The sequence below is a fragment of the Nocardioides sp. Root122 genome (assembly GCF_001425025.1).
Taxonomy (GTDB): Bacteria; Actinomycetota; Actinomycetes; order Propionibacteriales; family Nocardioidaceae; genus Nocardioides.
Window position 1 is genome coordinate 212,859 of the sequence record NZ_LMDE01000013.1, and the last position, 17,962, is coordinate 230,820.

General features: G+C 71.7%; 17 protein-coding genes and 1 riboswitch. Of the genes, 5 read left to right on the forward strand and 12 right to left on the reverse strand.

The window, feature by feature from the left end:
* Nucleotide 1 precedes the first annotated feature (1 nt).
* Nucleotides 2-1,357, forward strand: coding sequence for a cell division protein ZapB (locus tag ASC64_RS18105; RefSeq protein ID WP_056908937.1), 1,356 nt, complete (start codon nt 2-4; stop codon nt 1,355-1,357).
* Nucleotides 1,358-1,363: 6 nt separating this feature from the next.
* Here ASC64_RS18105 and ASC64_RS18110 read toward each other — a convergent pair whose 3' ends face one another.
* A complete protein-coding gene (locus ASC64_RS18110; protein WP_056908938.1) occupies nt 1,364-2,416 on the reverse strand; it encodes a YihY/virulence factor BrkB family protein in 1,053 nt (350 codons plus the stop codon).
* Nucleotides 2,417-2,418: 2 nt separating this feature from the next.
* Nucleotides 2,419-2,928 carry a 2'-5' RNA ligase family protein gene (locus tag ASC64_RS18115; RefSeq protein ID WP_056909025.1) on the reverse strand — a complete coding sequence of 170 codons (510 nt, stop codon included), beginning with the start codon at nt 2,926-2,928 and terminating at the stop codon, nt 2,419-2,421.
* A gap of 51 nt (nt 2,929-2,979) precedes the next feature.
* Between ASC64_RS18115 and trpS the strand changes: the two genes are divergently transcribed.
* Entirely contained in the window at nt 2,980-4,041 is a 1,062-nt protein-coding gene (trpS, locus tag ASC64_RS18120) for a tryptophan--tRNA ligase (RefSeq protein WP_056909026.1), read from the forward strand.
* A 46-nt stretch (nt 4,042-4,087) separates the two neighbouring features.
* Nucleotides 4,088-5,347, forward strand: a complete 1,260-nt coding sequence (locus ASC64_RS18125) for a lipase family protein (protein ID WP_056908939.1) — start codon at nt 4,088-4,090, stop codon at nt 5,345-5,347.
* Nucleotides 5,348-5,371: 24 nt separating this feature from the next.
* On the opposite strand, the gene ASC64_RS22215 is transcribed toward ASC64_RS18125, so the two are convergent.
* The 4 genes from ASC64_RS22215 to ASC64_RS18140 all read right to left on the reverse strand — a co-directional run bounded on the left by ASC64_RS22215 (nt 5,372) and on the right by ASC64_RS18140 (nt 9,925).
* Complete coding sequence (locus ASC64_RS22215; RefSeq protein ID WP_156385276.1) at nt 5,372-5,530, reverse strand: hypothetical protein; 159 nt, start codon at nt 5,528-5,530, stop codon at nt 5,372-5,374.
* Nucleotides 5,531-5,680: 150 nt separating this feature from the next.
* Nucleotides 5,681-6,925: an MFS transporter gene (locus tag ASC64_RS18130; RefSeq protein WP_056908940.1), complete on the reverse strand. Its 1,245-nt coding sequence runs from the start codon at nt 6,923-6,925 to the stop codon at nt 5,681-5,683.
* Between the two features lie 73 nt (nt 6,926-6,998).
* Nucleotides 6,999-7,688 carry a DUF6498-containing protein gene (locus ASC64_RS18135; protein WP_156385277.1) on the reverse strand — a complete coding sequence of 230 codons (690 nt, stop codon included), beginning with the start codon at nt 7,686-7,688 and terminating at the stop codon, nt 6,999-7,001.
* Nucleotides 7,689-7,711: 23 nt separating this feature from the next.
* On the reverse strand, nt 7,712-9,925 hold the full coding sequence (locus ASC64_RS18140; RefSeq protein ID WP_056908942.1) for an NADP-dependent isocitrate dehydrogenase: 2,214 nt from the start codon (nt 9,923-9,925) through the stop codon (nt 7,712-7,714).
* Nucleotides 9,926-10,105: 180 nt separating this feature from the next.
* Here ASC64_RS18140 and ASC64_RS21810 point away from each other — a divergent pair, with 180 nt between their 5' ends.
* Entirely contained in the window at nt 10,106-11,206 is a 1,101-nt protein-coding gene (locus tag ASC64_RS21810) for an aquaporin (RefSeq protein WP_082550614.1), read from the forward strand.
* Here ASC64_RS21810 and ASC64_RS18150 read toward each other — a convergent pair.
* On the reverse strand, nt 11,203-11,934 hold the full coding sequence (locus ASC64_RS18150; protein ID WP_156385278.1) for a hypothetical protein: 732 nt from the start codon (nt 11,932-11,934) through the stop codon (nt 11,203-11,205). The genes ASC64_RS21810 and ASC64_RS18150 overlap by 4 nt on opposite strands.
* A 99-nt stretch (nt 11,935-12,033) precedes the next feature.
* On the opposite strand from ASC64_RS18150, the gene ASC64_RS18155 reads away from it, so the two are divergent.
* Complete coding sequence (locus tag ASC64_RS18155) at nt 12,034-13,020, forward strand: malate dehydrogenase (protein WP_056908944.1); 987 nt, start codon at nt 12,034-12,036, stop codon at nt 13,018-13,020.
* 75 nt (nt 13,021-13,095) lie between these two features.
* Here ASC64_RS18155 and ASC64_RS18160 read toward each other — a convergent pair whose 3' ends face one another.
* From ASC64_RS18160 to purN, 5 genes are all read right to left on the reverse strand, one after another.
* The gene (locus ASC64_RS18160; RefSeq protein ID WP_082550615.1) at nt 13,096-13,476 is read right to left on the reverse strand and encodes a DUF3017 domain-containing protein; all 381 of its coding nucleotides are present in this window, start codon (nt 13,474-13,476) and stop codon (nt 13,096-13,098) included.
* A 1-nt stretch (nt 13,477) separates the two neighbouring features.
* On the reverse strand, nt 13,478-14,326 hold the full coding sequence (locus ASC64_RS18165; protein WP_056908945.1) for a bifunctional methylenetetrahydrofolate dehydrogenase/methenyltetrahydrofolate cyclohydrolase: 849 nt from the start codon (nt 14,324-14,326) through the stop codon (nt 13,478-13,480).
* 26 nt (nt 14,327-14,352) lie between these two features.
* Complete coding sequence (locus ASC64_RS18170) at nt 14,353-15,597, reverse strand: MFS transporter (RefSeq protein WP_056908946.1); 1,245 nt, start codon at nt 15,595-15,597, stop codon at nt 14,353-14,355.
* 55 nt (nt 15,598-15,652) lie between these two features.
* A complete protein-coding gene (purH, locus tag ASC64_RS18175) occupies nt 15,653-17,221 on the reverse strand; it encodes a bifunctional phosphoribosylaminoimidazolecarboxamide formyltransferase/IMP cyclohydrolase (protein WP_056908947.1) in 1,569 nt (522 codons plus the stop codon).
* 24 nt (nt 17,222-17,245) lie between these two features.
* Nucleotides 17,246-17,324: riboswitch (ZMP/ZTP riboswitch) on the reverse strand.
* 1 nt (nt 17,325) lies between these two features.
* Entirely contained in the window at nt 17,326-17,961 is a 636-nt protein-coding gene (gene purN, locus ASC64_RS18180) for a phosphoribosylglycinamide formyltransferase (RefSeq protein ID WP_082550616.1), read from the reverse strand.
* Nucleotide 17,962 lies beyond the last annotated feature (1 nt).

Below are 17,962 nucleotides of genomic sequence, written 5' to 3' on the forward strand. Positions count from 1 at the left end.
CATGGAGGAGGGCGTGGCGGGCACGGAGGGCACGGTCGCCCTGCTCGAGGCTGCGATCGCGCGGATCGCCGGCGAGCTCGGCGCCACCGCCCTGCCCCGCCCGCTCAGCGCCTACGACGACCCGCTCGCCGAGCTGCGGGGCCTCCGGGCCTCGCTCCCGCCCGGCGGGCAGGTCGTCTGCGGCACCCTCAACGCCGCCACCAGCGACGCGCTGGTGCAGCTGCTGCGCAGCGACCCGGCCCAGCCCGGCTCCTACGACGCGTCCGCGCCGCAGCACCTCCACGGCTACGCCACCGCCTACAAGCTCCTCCTCGAGGCGGGCTTCTCCGGCGACATCGTCGAGACCGTGTCCTCCCCGGTCGACCCGGCCCTGCTCGAGGCGGCGACGCCCCTCATGGAGCACCTGGGCGTGGACACCGAGCGGGCCGCTCGCCACCTGGGTGCCGAGGCCTACGTCCTCGTCGCGGACGTGGTCGCCGACGTCGCCGCCGACCTGGCCGTCCCCGTCGCCGAGCAGCGTCCGGTGACCTTCGTCGCCTGCGTCAACGACGACCTCCAGCTCGCCAACAACCTCCTCGCCTCCTCCGTGCTCGGCCCGGGGTCGCCGCACCAGCTGCTGACCTACCGTGGCATGACGAGTGCCGCCGAGGGCCTCAACCGCGGCCTGCACGAGGCCCAGCACGACCTCGTCGTCTTCATCCAGCAGGACATCTTCATCCCCTCGTGGTGGCCCGCCCGGCTGCAGCGCCAGTGGGAGCTGGCGTCCGCCGACACGCCCCCGTCACTGGCCGGGCCGTTCGGGGTGCGCTACCGCGAGGGCGGGCGCGAGCACGTCGGCCACGCCGTCGACCGCGACCACCTCCTGCGGATGGAGCGTCCCCTGCCCGCGCCGGTCGACGGCCTCGACGAGCTGGTGCTGATCGTCCCCCGTGACACCGAGCTGCGCGTCGAGCCGCGGGTCGGCTGGCACCTCTACGGCACCGACCTGGCGCTGCAGGTGCACCGCGCCGGCGGCTGGACGGCCGTGCTCGACCTCCCGTGCCACCACAACTCGCTCTACCACGACCTCGACGAGGGCTACCACCACTCCGAGGCCGTGCTCGCCGGCATCTGGCCCGCCGAGCTGCCGATCGTCACCAACACCTCGAGCATCACCGAGGACCCCCGCGACCGCCGGGTCCGCGACCTGGAGGACTTCATCCAGCAGCGCGGCGAGGAGTTCACGGCGATGGTCGACTCGCTCGGGGTGGCGCAGGGCGAGATCGACCGTCTCAACGAGCACATCGGCACCCTCAACGAGCAGATCGCCCGGGTGCGCGAACGCAACCAGAAGCTGCGCAAGCGGCGCGGGGACTGACGCGCCTCAGCCCCGGCGCCGGCGCACGAGCGCGACCACGCCGAGCATCGAGGCGGCGCCCGCGGCGAAGGCCGCCCGGCCGGACGGCCCCTCCCCCGCCCCGGGACGTACGACGTCCGCTGCCGCGACGAGGTCGATCCGCGGCCCCTCGACCGTCTGGTCGGCGACCAGGCGCGCCTCGCGCGCCGCACGGGCCTCAGGCGAGGTGTGCGCCCATGCGGCGGCGTAGACCACGACGCGCGAGAAGTAGTTGATCCACACCAGGAGGATCAGCGCGATGCCGAAGGCCTGGAAGGCCTCCGAGTTGGCGGTCGACTTGAGCAGGAAGGTCGAGAGCTGCTTGAGGAGCTCGAAGGCCACCGCGCCCAGGAGCGCGCCCGACCACAGCGAGCGCGACGGGACGTCGGGCGCGGCGAGGAGCCGGAAGAACGCGAAGAAGAGCAGCGCGTTGGCGGCCAGGCCGAGCGCGACGGCGAGGATCGCGAGGAAGACGCCCGCGACCGGACCGAGCCTGAGCGCGTCCAGGATCGGCGTCAGCAGCTTGGTCGCCACACCGGAGACGGCGACGCTCACGATCAGCACCGACCCGAGCGAGAGCAGCGCGAGGATGTCGCGGAGCTTGCCCGGCACGAAGCCCGGCTGCTCCCGCGGCGGCTCCTCGAACACCGTCATCAGCGCCTCCCGCATCCCCGAGAGCCAGCCCAGGCCGGAGTAGAGGGTGAGCAGGATGCCGACGCTGAAGATGCCGGGAGCGGCGGACTGGAGCGTGCTCAGGCTGACGCCGCTGTCACCGCCGACGAGCCCGGGCAGCACCGAGTTCGCGGCCTCGACCAGCGTGTCCTGGGCATCGGAGTAGACCTTGGCGACCTGGCCGAAGATCGCGAAGGCGAGCGCCAGGATCGGGAAGAAGGACAAGAACGCGAAGTAGGTGACGGCCGCCGCGAGCCCGTTGCCGTTCACGGTGCCGTAGTGCTGGACCATCCGGGCGAGGTGGTCGACGAACGGACGCCGCTCGCGCAGGCGCGCGAAGCGTTCCTTGGCCGAGGTGACGATGGACATGCTCAGCCGAGGGCGTACTGGTGGGTGGGCTGCCAGCCGTCGTCCTCGTCGTGGACGTAGAGGCTGAAGGAGTCGACGGCGAAGCGGCACTCGAAGGAGGCGAGCTCGGCGAAGGCGCGGTCCAGCGTCGGGTCGTCGAGGTGGTGCGCGACGGTGACGTGCGGGTGGTAGGGGAAGTGCAGGTCGACGGCGAGCGGGCCCTGCCGCACCGCCTTGGCGAGCACCTCGCACTGCGAGATCCCCTCGGCCACGGTGACGAACACGACGGGCGAGACGGGCCTGAAGGTCCCGGTGCCGCGCAGGTGGATGTCGAAGGCCTGCAGCGACGCCGCCGTGGCCGCGAGGTGCCTGGTGACCGCCTCCAGGTCGGCGTCGCCGACCTCGGTCGGCGGGATGAGCGTGATGTGGGTCGGGATCTGCGTCGCGGTCGTGTCGCCCACCGATGTGCGGTAGTCCTGCAGCTCGCTCGCCCAGGGCTCCGGGATCGGGATGGCTACTCCGATGGTCGGCACCCCAGAGACCCTACAGAACCCGTTCGCAGCTGCGATCGGCCCCGTGAAAGGATCGTCCGCGTGAGTGACACCTTCCGCGCCGCCCAGGCGCGCAGCGACGCCATCGAGGAGCAGATGGCGACCGACCCGGCCTCCCTGAGGATGCTGACCGGGGACCGACCGACCGGCGCGCTGCACATCGGCCACTACTTCGGATCCATCCGCAACCGCCTCCGGTTGCAGGACAGCGGCGCGGAGATCTGGCAGCTGATCGCGGACTACCAGGTGATCACCGACCGCGAGGTCGCCGGAGACATCGCCGGCAACGTACGCAACCTGCTGCTCGACAACATCGCGGCCGGTCTCGACCCGGAGAAGGCGACGATCTTCACCCACTCGTCCGTGCCCGCGCTCAACCAGCTGATGCTGCCGTTCCTCAGCCTGGTCAGCGTCGCGGAGCTGCAGCGCAACCCGACGGTCAAGGACGAGGCGAAGTCGGCCGGCATCACCTCCATCGGCGGGCTGCTCCTGACCTACCCCGTGCACCAGGCCGCCGACATCCTGTTCTGCAAGGCCAACGTCGTGCCCGTCGGGCGCGACCAGCTCCCACACCTCGAACAGACCCGCGTCGTGGCGCGACGCTTCAACGACCGCTACGCCCCGGTGTTCCCGGAGCCGGGCGCGCTGCTCTCCGAGGCGCCGCTGATCCTCGGCACCGACGGCACCAAGATGAGCAAGTCCAAGGGCAACGTCGTCGAGCTGCGGATGAGCGCCGACGAGACCGCGAAGAAGCTCAAGGGCGCCAAGACCGACAGCGACCGCGTCATCACCTACGACCCCGACGCCCGTCCCGAGGTGGCCAACCTGCTCACCCTGATCGGCCTGTGCGAGGGCGTCGACCCGGCCACCGTCGCCGAGGAGATCGGCGACGGCGGCGGTGGCGCGCTCAAGGCGCGGCTCACCGAGGCGATCAACACCGAGCTCGCACCGTTGCGGGCCCGGCGCGCCGAGCTGGAGGCCGACCCCGGCTACCTCACCGAGGTGCTGCGCCGCGGCAACACCCGGGCCAACGAGGTCGCCGAGGTCACGCTCGACGAGGTGCGGACGGCGATGGGGATGACCTACGGCATGTGACGGACATCACATCGCCGACGATGTGACTCACGAGTAGTTTCCGATCATGACTCACTCTCGGGGTTCGTCGGCACGCGCGATCGCGTCACTGCTCACCTTGCTCACCTTGCTCGCCGCCACGCTGACCGGCGTGCTCGCGCTCGGCACGACGCCGGCGGGCGCCGTCGTGCCCGAGCCGCCCCGCCCCGCGTTCTACGAGGCACCCGCGACGCTGCCCAGCGCCAACGGTGCCGTCATCCGGAGCGAGAAGGTCGACTTCCTCCTCGACCCGCTCGACGCCACCAGCCTGGTGCGCGACGCGAACCGGGTCCTCTACCGCACGACCAACCGCGCCGGGACGGCCATCGCCACCTCCGGCACCGTCCTCGTCCCCAAGGCGCCGTGGATCGGGATCGGCACCCGGCCCGTCATCGGCTACGCGCCCGGCACCCAGGGCATGGCCGACCGCTGCGCGCCGTCACGCCAGTTCTCCGAGGGCATCGAGTACGAAGGCATCGGCATCGAAGGCCTGCTCCAGCGCGGCTACGCCGTCGCGATGCCGGACTACGAGGGGCTCGGCACCGCGGGCGTCCACACCTACATGGACCGTGTCGCCCAAGGCCGCGCCACGCTCGACGTCGTACGCGCTGCCCAGCGGCTCACCGGCACCGGCCTGAGCGCCTCGAGCCCGGTCGGGCTGATGGGCTACTCGCAGGGCGGAGGCGCCGCGGCGTCCGCGGTCGAGCTTGCTCCGACCTACGCCCCCGAGCTGAGGCTGCGGGGTGCGGTGGTCGGCGCGGTGCCGGCCGACCTGGGACGGGTCGCGACCAACCTCGACGGCGGCCTGTTCTCGGCGTTCGCCTTCTTCGCCCTCCGCGGCCTGGCGGCGAGCTACGACCTCGACCTCTCGCCCTACCTCAACACCGCCGGCCGCGCGGCGATGGACGACGTCGAGCAGGCCTGCGTCTTCGACCTCCTCGACCACGCCTTCACCCGGTCCGAGGACCTCAGCGCCGACGGTCGGCCGATGTCGGAGCTGATGAAGCAGCAGCCCTTCGCCTCCATCATCGAGTCGCAGCGCATCGGCACCGTCAAGCCGACCGTCCCGGTGCTCGTGACCCACTCCGCGCTCGACGACACCATCCCCTACGGAGTGGGCCGGGCGATGGCGAGGTCGTGGTGCGGCAAGGGCGCCAACGTCTACTTCTCCACCAACCTCGCCCCGGCGCACGTCGGCGGCATGGTGCCGCACGTCGCCGAGGCGCTGCCCTTCTTCGAGGCGCGCTTCGCCGGAGTGCCGCAGCTCAGCAACTGCTGGCTGCTCTAGCCGGTCCGGCGAGCACCCCCGCCCTCAGACGACCCAGCCCACGTTGTCGGCGACGAGGTCGGCCATCGGATAGATGCCCCGCAGCTCCTGGCGACGCTGCAGGAGGCTGACGACGTCGTGCACGTTGCGGTCGTGCAGCTGACGGCGGCGGCCCATCTCGTGGTCGATCTTCTTCTCGTCCATGACTCCCCCTCCGGAAGATCTGGGGCGGCCAGCCCGCCCCTCATGGATTGGATCGTTACAAGCGCGCGCTACACAAGAGTTCCGCCCGTGTTAACTCCACGCAACATGATCGGAAATGTCGTGGACCGGCCCGGGCCGACTGCCCGCGCCTCAGGCGCGTACGGCGTCGCGCTGGCGCACGTGGAGCCGGGCCGAGACCAGCAGGATGGCGACCCCCGCCAGCGAGAGCAGCACACCGACGAGTGCCGGGGCCCGCAGGCCCCACCCGGCCGCGATGACCACACCGCCGAGCCAGGCGCCGAGGGCGTTGGCGATGTTGAGCGAGGCGTGGTTCATCGCCGCGCCGAGCGTCTGGGCGTCACCGGCGACGTCCATCAGGCGCAGCTGGAGGTTGATCACCAGGACCGAGCCCAGGGTGGTGATCAGGAAGGCGAAGGGCAGCGCCGCCCAGCCGTGGGGTGCGGCCAGCCAGAAGCCGAGCAGGGCCACCGCCATGCCGCTGCCCCCGATGATCAGGGAGCGGAAGATCGACCAGTCGGCCATGATCCCGGCGACCCAGGTGCCGGCGACCATGCCGAGGCCGAAGCCCAGCAGGTAGATCGACACCGAGCGCTCCCCCAGCCCGGCCACGTCGGTCACGACGGGGGCGATGTAGGAGTAGACGGCGAACATGCCACCGAAGCCGACGGCGCCGGCCAGCAGGGTCAGCCACACCTGCGGCACCCGGAAGGCCGAGAGCTCGCGTCGACCGCTGGCCTCGGCGTCACCCGGGCACGACGGCACGAACCAGGCGACCAGCGCCAGCGTGACCAGGCCCAGCCCGGAGACGGCCCAGAAGGCGGCTCGCCACCCGAGCTCCTGCCCCAGCAGGGTGGCCGCCGGCACGCCGAGCACGTTGGCGACGGAGAGGCCGAGCATCACCTGCGAGACCGCACGCCCCTTGCGCGAGGGCCGGGCCATGCTCGCCGCGACCAGGGACGCGACGCCGAAGTAGGCGCCGTGCGGGAGGCCGGCGGCGAACCGCGCGACCATCAGCTGCTCGTAGGAGGTGGCCAGCGCGCTGATGCCGTTGCCGACCGCGAAGGCCGCCATCAGCGCGACGAGCAGGGCCCGGCGGGGCAGCCGGGCACCGAGGAAGGCGAGGACCGGGGCACCCACCACGACCCCGACGGCGTACGCCGAGATCACGTGGCCGCCGGTGGGGATGCTGACGTCGACGCCGTCGGAGATCTGCGGCAGCAGGCCCATCGTCACGAACTCGGTGGTGCCGATCGCAAAACCGCCCATCCCGAGCGCGAGGACTGCCAGGCCGAAGTGGCGGGCGGTGACCGAGGGGACGTCGAGGTCGCCCGGCGCGTCGGGGGGCAGGTCCGTGGCGGTGGAGGTCGTGGTCATCACTGGTCGCAAGAGCGGGCGAGGCGGGTTTTGTTCCCCCGCACCGGCGCGCCGCCGGGACAGGTGGGCGAGATCACGCCGCGTCGAGCGCGAGCGCGGCCGTGCCGGCCCGCCGCCGTTCCCACAGGTGCAGCGCGAGGTCCACCACTGTCTTGAGGCCCAGCAGCAGCACCACCGGCGCCAGCTGCTCGAGGCCGCTCGGGGTGTCGGCAGTGCCGACCGAGCGCATCGCGAGCCCGAAGCCCAGGATGATCGCGACGTGCAGCACCAGCATGCGCGGGTAGGGCTGCCACATCGCGGTGCCCGGCGACACCACCCAGCGCTCGCCGCCGTCGTACCAGTTGAGCCACAGCGAGCCCAGGTGGCTGAGCGCGAGGGCGAAGCCCGCGAGCAGCCAGGTGGCCGGGTGCAGCTCGCCACCGGCGAGGAAGGCCATCACGAAGGCGAAGACGCCGTGGACGAGCGTGAAGATGCCGTAGTGCAGGGCGAAGAAGAAGGCCAGCGCGCCCGAGTCCGAGGCGTCGACCGGCTTGCCGTTCATCGTCATCCGCGGACCGCCGGGACGTCCCGCGCCCCGGGCGGTGCGCACCTTGACGATCGTGATCGCCCAGTAGGCGAGGTTCTCGATCCAGTAGACGACGAACACGTCGCCGACCGACATGTGCCCGGCCCACACCGCCCAGACCGGGAGGAGGTTGCCCAGCACCAGCCACAGCGAGGAGAGCAGGGGTGCCCGCGGCAACCCCTGCTCCCCCACTGTCATGCGGTCGTGCTCCTCGCGCGGGCTCAGCCGAGCGACGCGATGGCCTCGTTGAAGGTGGCCGACGGGCGCATCACCGCGGTGGCCTTCTCGGCGTCGGGCCGGAAGTAGCCGCCGATGTCGGCCGGCTTGCCCTGGACGGCGAGCAGCTCGTCGACGATCGTCTGCTCGTTCTCGCGCAGCGAGGTCGCCAGCGCCGCGAACGCGCTCGCGAGCTCGGCGTCCTCGGTCTGCTTCGCGAGCTCCTCGGCCCAGTAGAGCGCGAGGTAGAAGTGCGAGCCGCGGTTGTCGATCGTGCCCAGCTTGCGGCCCGGCGACCGGTCCTCGTTGAGGAAGGTCTCGGTGGCCTTGTCGAGCGTGTCACCGAGGATCCGGGCCCGGGCGTTGTCGTCGTAGCCGGCGAGGTGCTCGAGCGAGGCAGCCAGCGCGAAGAACTCGCCGAGGCTGTCCCAGCGGAGGTAGTCCTCCTTGACCAGCTGCTGCACGTGCTTGGGCGCCGAGCCGCCGGCACCCGTCTCGAACAGTCCGCCACCGTTCATCAGCGGCACGATCGAGAGCATCTTGGCGCTGGTGCCGAGCTCGAGGATCGGGAACAGGTCGGTGTTGTAGTCGCGCAGCACGTTGCCGGTCACCGAGATGGTGTCCTGCCCCTTGCGGATCCGCTCGAGGGAGAACGTCGTCGCCTCGGCCGGCGCCATCACTGAGATGTCGAGGCCGTCGGTGTCGTGCTCCTTCAGGTAGTCGGTCACGAGCGCGATGAGGTTGGCGTCGTGGGCGCGGTTCTCGTCGAGCCAGAACACCGCGGGCGTCTCGCTGGCCCGGGCGCGGGTGACGGCGAGCTTGACCCAGTCGCGGATCGAGGCGTCCTTGGTCTGGCAGGCGCGCCAGATGTCACCGGCCTCGACCTCGTGCGACATCAGCACCTCGCCTGCGGCGTTGCGGACCTCGACCGTGCCGGCGGCCGGGATCTCGAAGGTCTTGTCGTGCGAGCCGTACTCCTCGGCGGCCTTGGCCATCAGGCCGACGTTGGGCACCGAGCCCATGGTGGACGGGTCGAGCGCGCCGTGGGTGCGGCAGTCGTCGATCGCGGCCTGGTAGACGCCGGCGTAGGACGAGTCCGGGATGACGGCGAGGGTGTCCTGCTGCTCGCCCTCGGCGTTCCACATCTGACCGGACGTGCGGATCATCGCCGGCATCGAGGCGTCGATGATCACGTCGGACGGCACGTGCAGGTTGGTGATGCCGCGGTCGGAGTCGACCATCGCGAGGGCGGGGCCCTCGGCCAGGCCCTTCTCGAAGGCGGCCTTGATCTCCGCGCCGCCGTCGACCTGGTCGAGGCCGGCGAGGATGGCGCCGAGGCCGTCGTTGGCCGACAGGCCCGCAGCGGCGAGCTGCTCGCCGTACTGGGCGAACACGTCGGCGAAGTAGGCGCGCACCACGTGGCCGAAGATGATCGGGTCGGAGACCTTCATCATGGTGGCCTTGAGGTGGGCGGAGAACAGCACGCCGTCGGCCTTGGCCCTGGCGACCTGCGCCTCGAGGAACTCGTCGAGCCTGGCTGCACTCATGAAGGTGCCGTCGATGACCTCGCCCTCGAGGACCTGCAGCCCCTCCTTGAGCACGGTGTCGTTGCCGTCGGCACCCACGTGCACGATCGACAGCGTGTCGTCGGCGGGCATGACGACCGACAACTCGTTGCTGAAGAAGTCGTCGTGGCCCATCGTCGCGACGTTGGTCCTCGACTCGCTGCTCCACGCTCCCATCGAGTGCGGGTGCGACCTGGCGTAGTTCTTCACCGCTGCGGGCGCGCGGCGGTCGGAGTTGCCTTCGCGCAGCACCGGGTTGACCGCCGAGCCCTTGACCTTGTCGTAGCGGGCGCGGACCTCGCGCTCCTCGTCGGTCTGCGGGTTCTCCGGGTAGGCCGGGAGGTCGTAGCCCTGCGACTGCAGCTCGGCGATGGTCGCCTTGAGCTGCGGGATCGAGGCGGAGATGTTGGGCAGCTTGATGATGTTGGCCTCGGGCTGCGTGGCCAGCTCGCCGAGCTCGGCGAGGGCGTCCTCGAGGCGCTGCTCCTCGGTGAGGCGATCGGGGAACTGCGCGATCACCCGGCCGGCCAGCGAGATGTCGCGGGTCTCCACCTCGACACCGGCGGTCTTCGCGTAGGCAGCGATGATCGGGAGGAACGAGTACGTCGCGAGCAGCGGCGCCTCGTCGGTCTGGGTGTAGATGATCTTGGCCATGGGTAGGACAGCTCCTGGGTGATCGTCTGGTGGATCGGGTGGGGCATAACTCTTGACGTCAAGATACCTGACGCCTGATCACGTGGCGACTCGCCTACCCTCGCACCCCCATCTCCGCGCGGCTAGGCTTCGCGTGGCCTACGCGGGGTACGGCCCACGACTCTGGAGGAGCAGCTCGTCATGAGCGACATCGTCGAAGACACACCGACCACCGGTCAGAAGTTCACCGCCGAGCTGCTGGGCACCTTCGTGCTCGTGTTCTTCGGCTGTGGCGCCTTCTTGATGAGCGGCGGCGACTACGTCGCGACCGGCCTCACCTTCGGCCTCACGGTCGTGGTGATGGCCTACGCCGTCGGCCGGATCTCGGGCGGCCACTTCAACCCGGCCGTGACGCTGGGCGCCGTCCTCGGCGGCCGCCTGCCGTGGAACCAGGTCGGCATCTACATGGCCGCCCAGCTCCTCGGCGGCCTCCTCGCCGGCGCGGCACTCTTCGGCCTGATGCACGGCTTCGAGGGCTTCACCGCCGAGGGGCGGATGGGGCAGAACTCCTTCGGCGACCAGGGCTCGGGCTATGCCTGGTGGGCCGCGCTGCTGCTCGAGACCCTGCTCACCGCGGTCTTCCTGTGGGTGATCCTCGCGGTGACCGACGAGCGCAACGAGGTCAACGTGGCCCTCGGCCCGCTGGCCATCGGCCTCGCCCTGGCGATGATCCACTTCGCCTCGATGGGCGCCACCGGCACGTCGGTCAACCCGGCCCGCTCCATCGGCGTCGGCGTCTTCGCCGGCACCGACGCGATCGTCCAGCTCTGGCTGTTCGTCGTCGCCCCACTGCTCGGGGCCGCCGTCGCCGGACTCACCTACCCCCTCCTCTTCGGCCAGGGCGCCGCAGCGGTCGCCGGCTCCGGCCTCTCGTTCGGCGGCGGCCGCAAGGACCAGTTCGTCCCCGGCAACTACGAGGCCCAGTGGAACCAGGGCCAGCAGGGCGGCTGGGGCCAGCCCGGCTCCGCCTGGGGCGCTCCCCCGCAGCAGCAGTGGGGACAGCCCCAGCAGCCGCAGCAGCAGCCCGACCCCTACGGCGCTCCGCAGGGCCAGCCGCAGCCCGGCCAGCCCGGTCAGTGGGGGCAGCCCGCCCCCCAGCAGCCGCAGCAGCAGCCCGGTCAGCCCGGTCAGTGGGGCGCTCCCCCGGCCCAGCCGCAGCAGCCCGGCCAGAGCGCGCCCGGGCACTGGGGCAACCCCGAGGGCGACGACGACGGCCGGACCCAGGTCCGCCGACCCGACTAGTCCCCGGACCGGTCCCTGGTCGCCACCCAGCCCGCGTCGAGGTCCACGACGCTGACGAGGCCGGCGCCCTTCTCGTACACCGTGCGGGTCGTGGCGCCGGCCTCGCTCCATCCGGTGCCGGCGGAGCCGGTCTGCAGCACCTGCACCATCTCCTGCGACTGGTCCTCCACCCGGATCGGCGCCTCGGGCAGCCCCGGCACGACGTAGGCGAGCCAGCCGTCGCCGAGGCGGGGGTGCGCCGGCATCGCCAGCCCGGCCTCCGCGCCGTTCTCACCCGCGCGCCAGTCGACACCCCCGGCGTCGTCGTCCCCGTCGGCGCCGACCAGCCAGACGTTCCCGTCCTCGTCCTGGGCGTAGAAGGACGTCTCCCGGGTGGTGTCGCCGTCGATGTCCGTCGTGGTGCGTACGCCGGTCGCGTCGAGGCCGGCGACCGAGGTGGTGTCGTCGAGCACCTCGGCCGAGATCGTGCCGACGCTGCGTCCGGCGTCGGTCACCTCGTAGCGCCAGGTGGCTCCGGCCTCGAGCGGGAGCCACGGGTTGTCGACCACGTCGACGAAGTCGTCCGGGTCGGGCGTCGGCGTCGGGATGACCAGGCCGTTGATGCCCGGGGAGTCGTAGGGCTGGGGCTGGCCGATCCCCGCGCAGCCCGACAGGGCGCCGACGAGCGCGAGGGCCGAGGTCGCCCGCACGAGGCCACGCGTCGAGGGGCGGCGGAGGTCTCGCAGCATGGGCGCCAGCATGCCATCCGCCGACCAGCCGCCGGCCGCGGATCCGGCGCTGCTAGCGTCAGCGGGACACCACGTCCCGCCTCACGAGGAGTACCCACTGTGACCTCCGAACCCCTGAAGGTTGCCGTCACCGGCGCCGCCGGCCAGATCGGCTACAGCCTGCTCTTCCGCCTCGCCAGCGGCGCGCTGGCCGCAGACCGCCCCATCGAGCTGCGGCTGCTCGAGATCGAGCCCGCCCTCAAGGCGCTCGAGGGCGTCGTGATGGAGCTCGACGACTGCGCGTTCCCGAACCTGGCCGGCGTCCAGATCGGCTCGGACGCCGAGAAGATCTTCGACGGCGTCAACCTCGCCCTGCTCGTCGGCGCCCGCCCGCGCGGCCCCGGCATGGAGCGCGGCGACCTGCTCTCCGCCAACGGCGCGATCTTCACCGCGCAGGGCAAGGCCCTCAACGCGGTCGCAGCCGACGACGTGCGCATCGGTGTCACCGGCAACCCGGCCAACACCAACGCCCTCATCGCGATGACCAACGCGCCCGACATCCCGCGCGAGCGCTTCTCCGCGCTGACCCGCCTCGACCACAACCGTGCGATCTCGCAGCTCGCGGCCAAGACCGGCGCCAAGGTCACCGACATCTCGAAGATGACGATCTGGGGCAACCACTCCGCCACCCAGTACCCCGACCTGTTCCACGCCGAGGTCAACGGCCAGAACGCCGCCGAGCTGGTCGGTGACCAGGCCTGGCTCGAGAACGACTTCATCCCGACCGTCGCCAAGCGCGGTGCCGCGATCATCGACGCGCGCGGCTCGTCCTCGGCCGCCTCGGCTGCGTCGGCCACGATCGACGCCGCGCGCGACTGGCTCTTCGGCTCGGCGAAGGACGACTGGGTCTCCATGGCCGTCGTCTCCCACGGCGAGTACGGCGTGCCCGAGGGCCTGATCTCCTCGTTCCCCGTCACCACCTCCGGTGGCGACTGGTCCATCGTGGAAGGTCTCGAGATCGACGACTTCTCCCGTGCCCGCATCGACGCCTCCACCGCGGAGCTCGCCGAGGAGCGCACGGCGGTCACCGAGCTCGGCCTCATCTGAGGGCGACACGTTCCAGCCTCGACGGCCGGGCCCCCCACCGGGGGTGCCCGGCCGTCGTGCGTCAGGAGTCGTGCGTCAGAAGCCCGGCTGGTCCGGGATCGAGGTCGCCAGGAAGATCAGCGCGCCGCCCAGCACCGCCAGGACGACCGCGTCGAGCACCTTGTGGCGTACGGCGAGCATGCCCGCGTCGCGGCGCCGCAGCACCAGGCGGACGAGCGCGGCGAAGACCAGCGCGCCGCCCATCAGGCGGATGCCGGTGCGCCACTCGTCGAGGGCCACGACGACCATGGCGGCGGCGACGACGCCGAGGACGAGCAGGTAGAACGCGCCTCCGATGGTCGAGGGGTAGCGCCGCGGCTCGTCGGGGTCGACCGGCTCCGCCGAGACGGGCTCGACCGACTCGGGCGGCTCGATCGGACGTCGTTCGACGGGCTCGTCGCGCTCCGGGTCGGTCATGTCAGGACCGGACGGACTTCTCGGCGATCTCCACGATGTTGGTGAGCAGCATCGCGCGGGTCATCGGACCGACGCCCTTGGGGTTGGGCGAGACCCATCCGGCGACGTCCCACACGTCGGGGTGCACGTCACCGGTGACCTTGCCGTCCACGCGGGAGACGCCCACGTCGAGGACGGCCGCGCCGGGCTTGACCATGTCCGCGGTCACGATGCCGGGCACCCCTGCGGCGGCGACCACGATGTCCGCGTTGCGCACGTGGGCGGCCAGGTCGCGGGTGCCGGTGTGGCACAGGGTGACGGTGGCGTTCTCCGAGCGGCGGGTGAGCAGCAGGCCGAGCGGACGGCCCACGGTGATGCCACGGCCGATGACCACGACCTCCGCGCCGGCGATCTCGACGCCGTGGCGGCGGAGCAGCTCGATGGACCCCACCGGGGTGCAGGGCAGCGGACCGGCCTCGCCGAGCACGAGCTTGCCGAGGTTGGTGGGGTGCAGGCCGTCGACGTCCTTGTCGGGGTCGACGCGCGAGAGCAGGGCGAACTCGTCGAGCCCGGTGGGCTGCTGGACGATGAACCCCGTGCAGGCCTCGTCGGCGTTGAGCTCGTCGATCACGGCCTCCACCTCGGCCTGGGTGGCGGTGGCGGGCAGGTCGCGCCGGATGGACGTGATGCCGATCTCCGCGCAGTCCTTGTGCTTCGCGCCGACGTACCAGTGGGAGCCGGGGTCGTCGCCGACGAGCACGGTGCCCAGGCCCGGGGTCACCCCCTGCTCCCGCAGCGCGGCCACGCGCTCGGTGAGCTCCGCCTTGATCGTCTTGAGGGTGGCTGCGCCGTCGAGGGTCTGTGCCGTCACGCGGGCCAGTCTAGGGACGCCCCGGCTCACACCCCGACCGGCGCCCCGATCTTCACGAGGTGCCGCTCGGCGGCGCGTGCCGCCGGGTGGGCCACCACGGCAGCGGTGACACCGATCAGCGCGATCACGATCCAGCCCGGCGTGCCGACCTGGAGCGCGAGCCAGGTGTAGAGCGCCGGGAAGATGATCGGCTCGATCTGGTAGCCCAGCCCCCACACGCCCTGGTAGTCGCCGAGGCGGCGGTGGTCGGAGAGCTCGCTCGTGAAGGACCAGTCCGCCGCCGACTGCCACAGCTCCGCACCTGTGATCGTCACGTGGCCGATCCAGATCAGCAGGATCGAGACCCAGCCGACCGTCTCGTGGGTCCACGCGATCAGGCCGCACGACACGATGAACGCCCAGCCCGACCAGCGCACCGCACGCAGCGACCCGTCGACGGAGTCGGCCACCCGGCTGGCCCGGACCTGGAGCAGCACGGCCAGGACGGTGTTGGTGCCGAAGAGCCACGCCAGCAGCGCAGGCGGGGCGTCCGTGCGCTCCACCAGCCACAGCGGCACGACCACGTTGAGCAGCACCTGGTTGGACGACAGCACGCCGTTGCAGACGCTGAGCACGACGTAGCCGGGGTTGCGCCAGGCCGGCGGCGCGACGCTGCTGGGGTCGTCGCCGTCGGCGACCGGGAGCTGTCGGGCGATGACCGGCAGCACGGTGGCGATCAGCAGCGCATTGAGCACGAGCAGCGCCCCGGTGACGAACGGGATGAGGCGTACGGCGTCGAGGCCGAGGCCCAGCGCCACACCGCTCGCGCCCGCGCCGAGCGTGTAGCCGACGTTGCGGGCCGCCCGCATGTAGGCCAGGGCACGCACCCGCACGTCACGCGGGAACACCGCGATCCGGTAGACGTTGCGTGCGTTGCGGCCGGCGGTCTCGAAGATCGCCAGCACGCTCAGCATCAGGACGAAGGTGACCATCCCGCCGATGAGCGGCCAGGCGAGGTAGAGCGCGGCCTCCACGGCGCTGGCGAGTGCCCACAGCGGCTTGGCGCCCACCCGGTCCGCGAGCCTGCCCATCGGCAGCTGGAGCAGCAGGGTGACGCCGGCCGCGATGGACATGCCGAGGCCGACCTCCGCGCCGGACAGCCCGACGACCTTCGTGAAGTAGACGGCCGTCCCGGTGAGGAACGTCCCCGTCGCGAAGGCCGACAGCACGCACTGCCAGACCAGGTCCCGCTCGAGCTTCGTCGGCGGGAGGATCCGCTGCCACCAGCGCACGTCGTACCCCCTCAGATGTTATCTTGACGTCAAGATAACATCGCTGGCGCGTCCCCTAGTGGAAGAAGTGCCGCGTGCCAGTGAGGTACATCGTGACGCCGGCCGCCTCGCACGCGGCGATCACCTCGGCGTCGCGCACCGACCCGCCCGGCTGGACGATCGCCCTCACCCCCGCATCGATGAGGATCTGCGGCCCGTCGGCGAAGGGGAAGAACGCGTCGGAGGCGGCGACGGCGGAGGTCACCCGCTCCCCCGCCCGCTCGACCGCGAGCCGGCACGAGTCGACGCGGTTGACCTGGCCCATGCCGACCCCGACGGACGCGCCGTCGGCGGCGAGCAGGATCGCGTTGGACTTCACCGCGCGGCAGGCCCGCCACGCGAAGGCGAGGTCGGCGAGCAGCTCGTCGGAGGCGGCCTCACCGGTCGCCAGCATCCAGGTCGAGGGGTCGTCGCCCTCGGCCGAGATCACGTCGCGCTCCTGCAGCAGCAGGCCGCCGGAGATGGCGCGCGTCTCGACGCCGCACCGGTCGAGCGGCGGGCACTCGAGGATGCGGATGTTCTTCTTGGCCTGCAGCGCCTCGATCGCGCCGTCCTCGTAGCCGGGGGCCACGATGACCTCGGTGAAGATCTCGGCGACCTGCTCGGCCATCGCGACGGAGACCGGGACGTTGGTGGCGATCACGCCGCCGAAGGCGCTGACCGGGTCGCACTCGTGGGCCTTGCGGTGCGCGGTGGCCACGTCGTCCGCGACGGCGATGCCGCACGGGTTGGCGTGCTTGATGATCGCGACGGCGGGCTCGTCGAAGTCGTACGCCGCCCGGCGGGCCGCGTCGGCGTCGACATAGTTGTTGTAGGACATCTCCTTGCCGTGGTGCTGCACGGCCTGGGCCAGCCCGGGGCCGCCGGGGAGGAAGCCGTTGGCGTAGAGCGCGGCACCCTGGTGCGGGTTCTCCCCGTAGCGCAGCACCGCCTCCTTGTCCCACGTCGCGCCCATCCACGCCGGGAAGCCGGAGCCCTCGCTGGTGTCGGTGAGCACGTTGCCCATCCACGACGCGACGTGCACGTCGTAGGTCGCGGTGTGCACGAAGGCCTCCGCGGCCAGCCGCTGCCGCTGGGCGAGCGTGAAGCCGCCGGCGGCAGCGGCGGCCAGCACGTCGTCGTACGCCGCGGGCGAGGTGACGATGGCGACGCTCGGGTGGTTCTTCGCCGCGGCGCGGACCATCGACGGACCACCGATGTCGATCTGCTCCACGCACTCGTCGGGCCCGGCGCCGGAGGCGACGGTCTGCGTGAAGGGGTAGAGGTTGCTGACGACGAGGTCGAACGGCTCGACGCCGAGGTCGGCGAGCTGCTGGACGTGGGAGTCGAGGCGACGGTCGGCGAGGATCCCGGCGTGCACGCGGGGGTGCAGCGTCTTGACCCGGCCGTCGAGGCACTCGGGGAAGCCGGTGAGGTCCTCGACCTTGGTGACGGGCAGGCCGAGCGACTCGATCAGCGCGGCGGAGCCGCCGGTGGAGACCAGCTCGACACCGGCCTCGTGCAGGCCGCGCACCAGGTCGTCGAGACCGGTCTTGTCGTAGACGGACACCAGGGCGCGGCGGATCGGGATGCGGTGGTCGGACACGGGACTCCTCGGTTGCTCTCGAGTCGAGGGCACCCAGGCGTTCGATGCACCTCGCGCGTCACTCCCTGGTGGTGGCCCACCTGCGCCAGTCGTGTGGTCGCAATCTACCGGGAGCCGGCGCCGATGCGAACCCGACGGCCCTCGACCGAGATCCCCTCGCGAGCGATCCGCCCCACGGCGTCGACGAGCATGGCGCGCTCGGCGGTCTTGATCCGCTCGTGCAGCGACTCCACGTCGTCGTCCTCGGCGACCTCGACCGGCACCTGGGCGACGATCGGGCCGGTGTCGATGCCACCGTCGACGACGAAGAGGGTGGCTCCGGTGACCTTCACTCCGTGCTCGAGGGCGTCGCGCGGGCCGTGCATGCCGGGGAACGCCGGGCACAGCGCCGGGTGGGTGTTCAGCGTCAGGAAGCGCTCGAGGAACTCCTCCGACAGCAGCTTCATGAAGCCGGCGGAGACAACCAGGTCGGGCTCGAATCGCTCGACGACGGTGGCCAGGGAGGTGTCCCACCCCTCGCGGGTCTCGAAGTCCGACACCTTCCGCACGAACGTCGGCACGCCGGCCCGGTCGGCGCGCGCCAGTCCCTCGATGCCGTCGCGGTCGGCCCCGACGGCGACCACCCGGGCGCCGTACGCCGGATCGGCACAGGCGTCGAGGAGGGCCTGCAGGTTGGTGCCCGCACCGGACACCAGGACGACGATGCGGGCGGGACGCGACTGCTCGGGCACGGCTCGCATC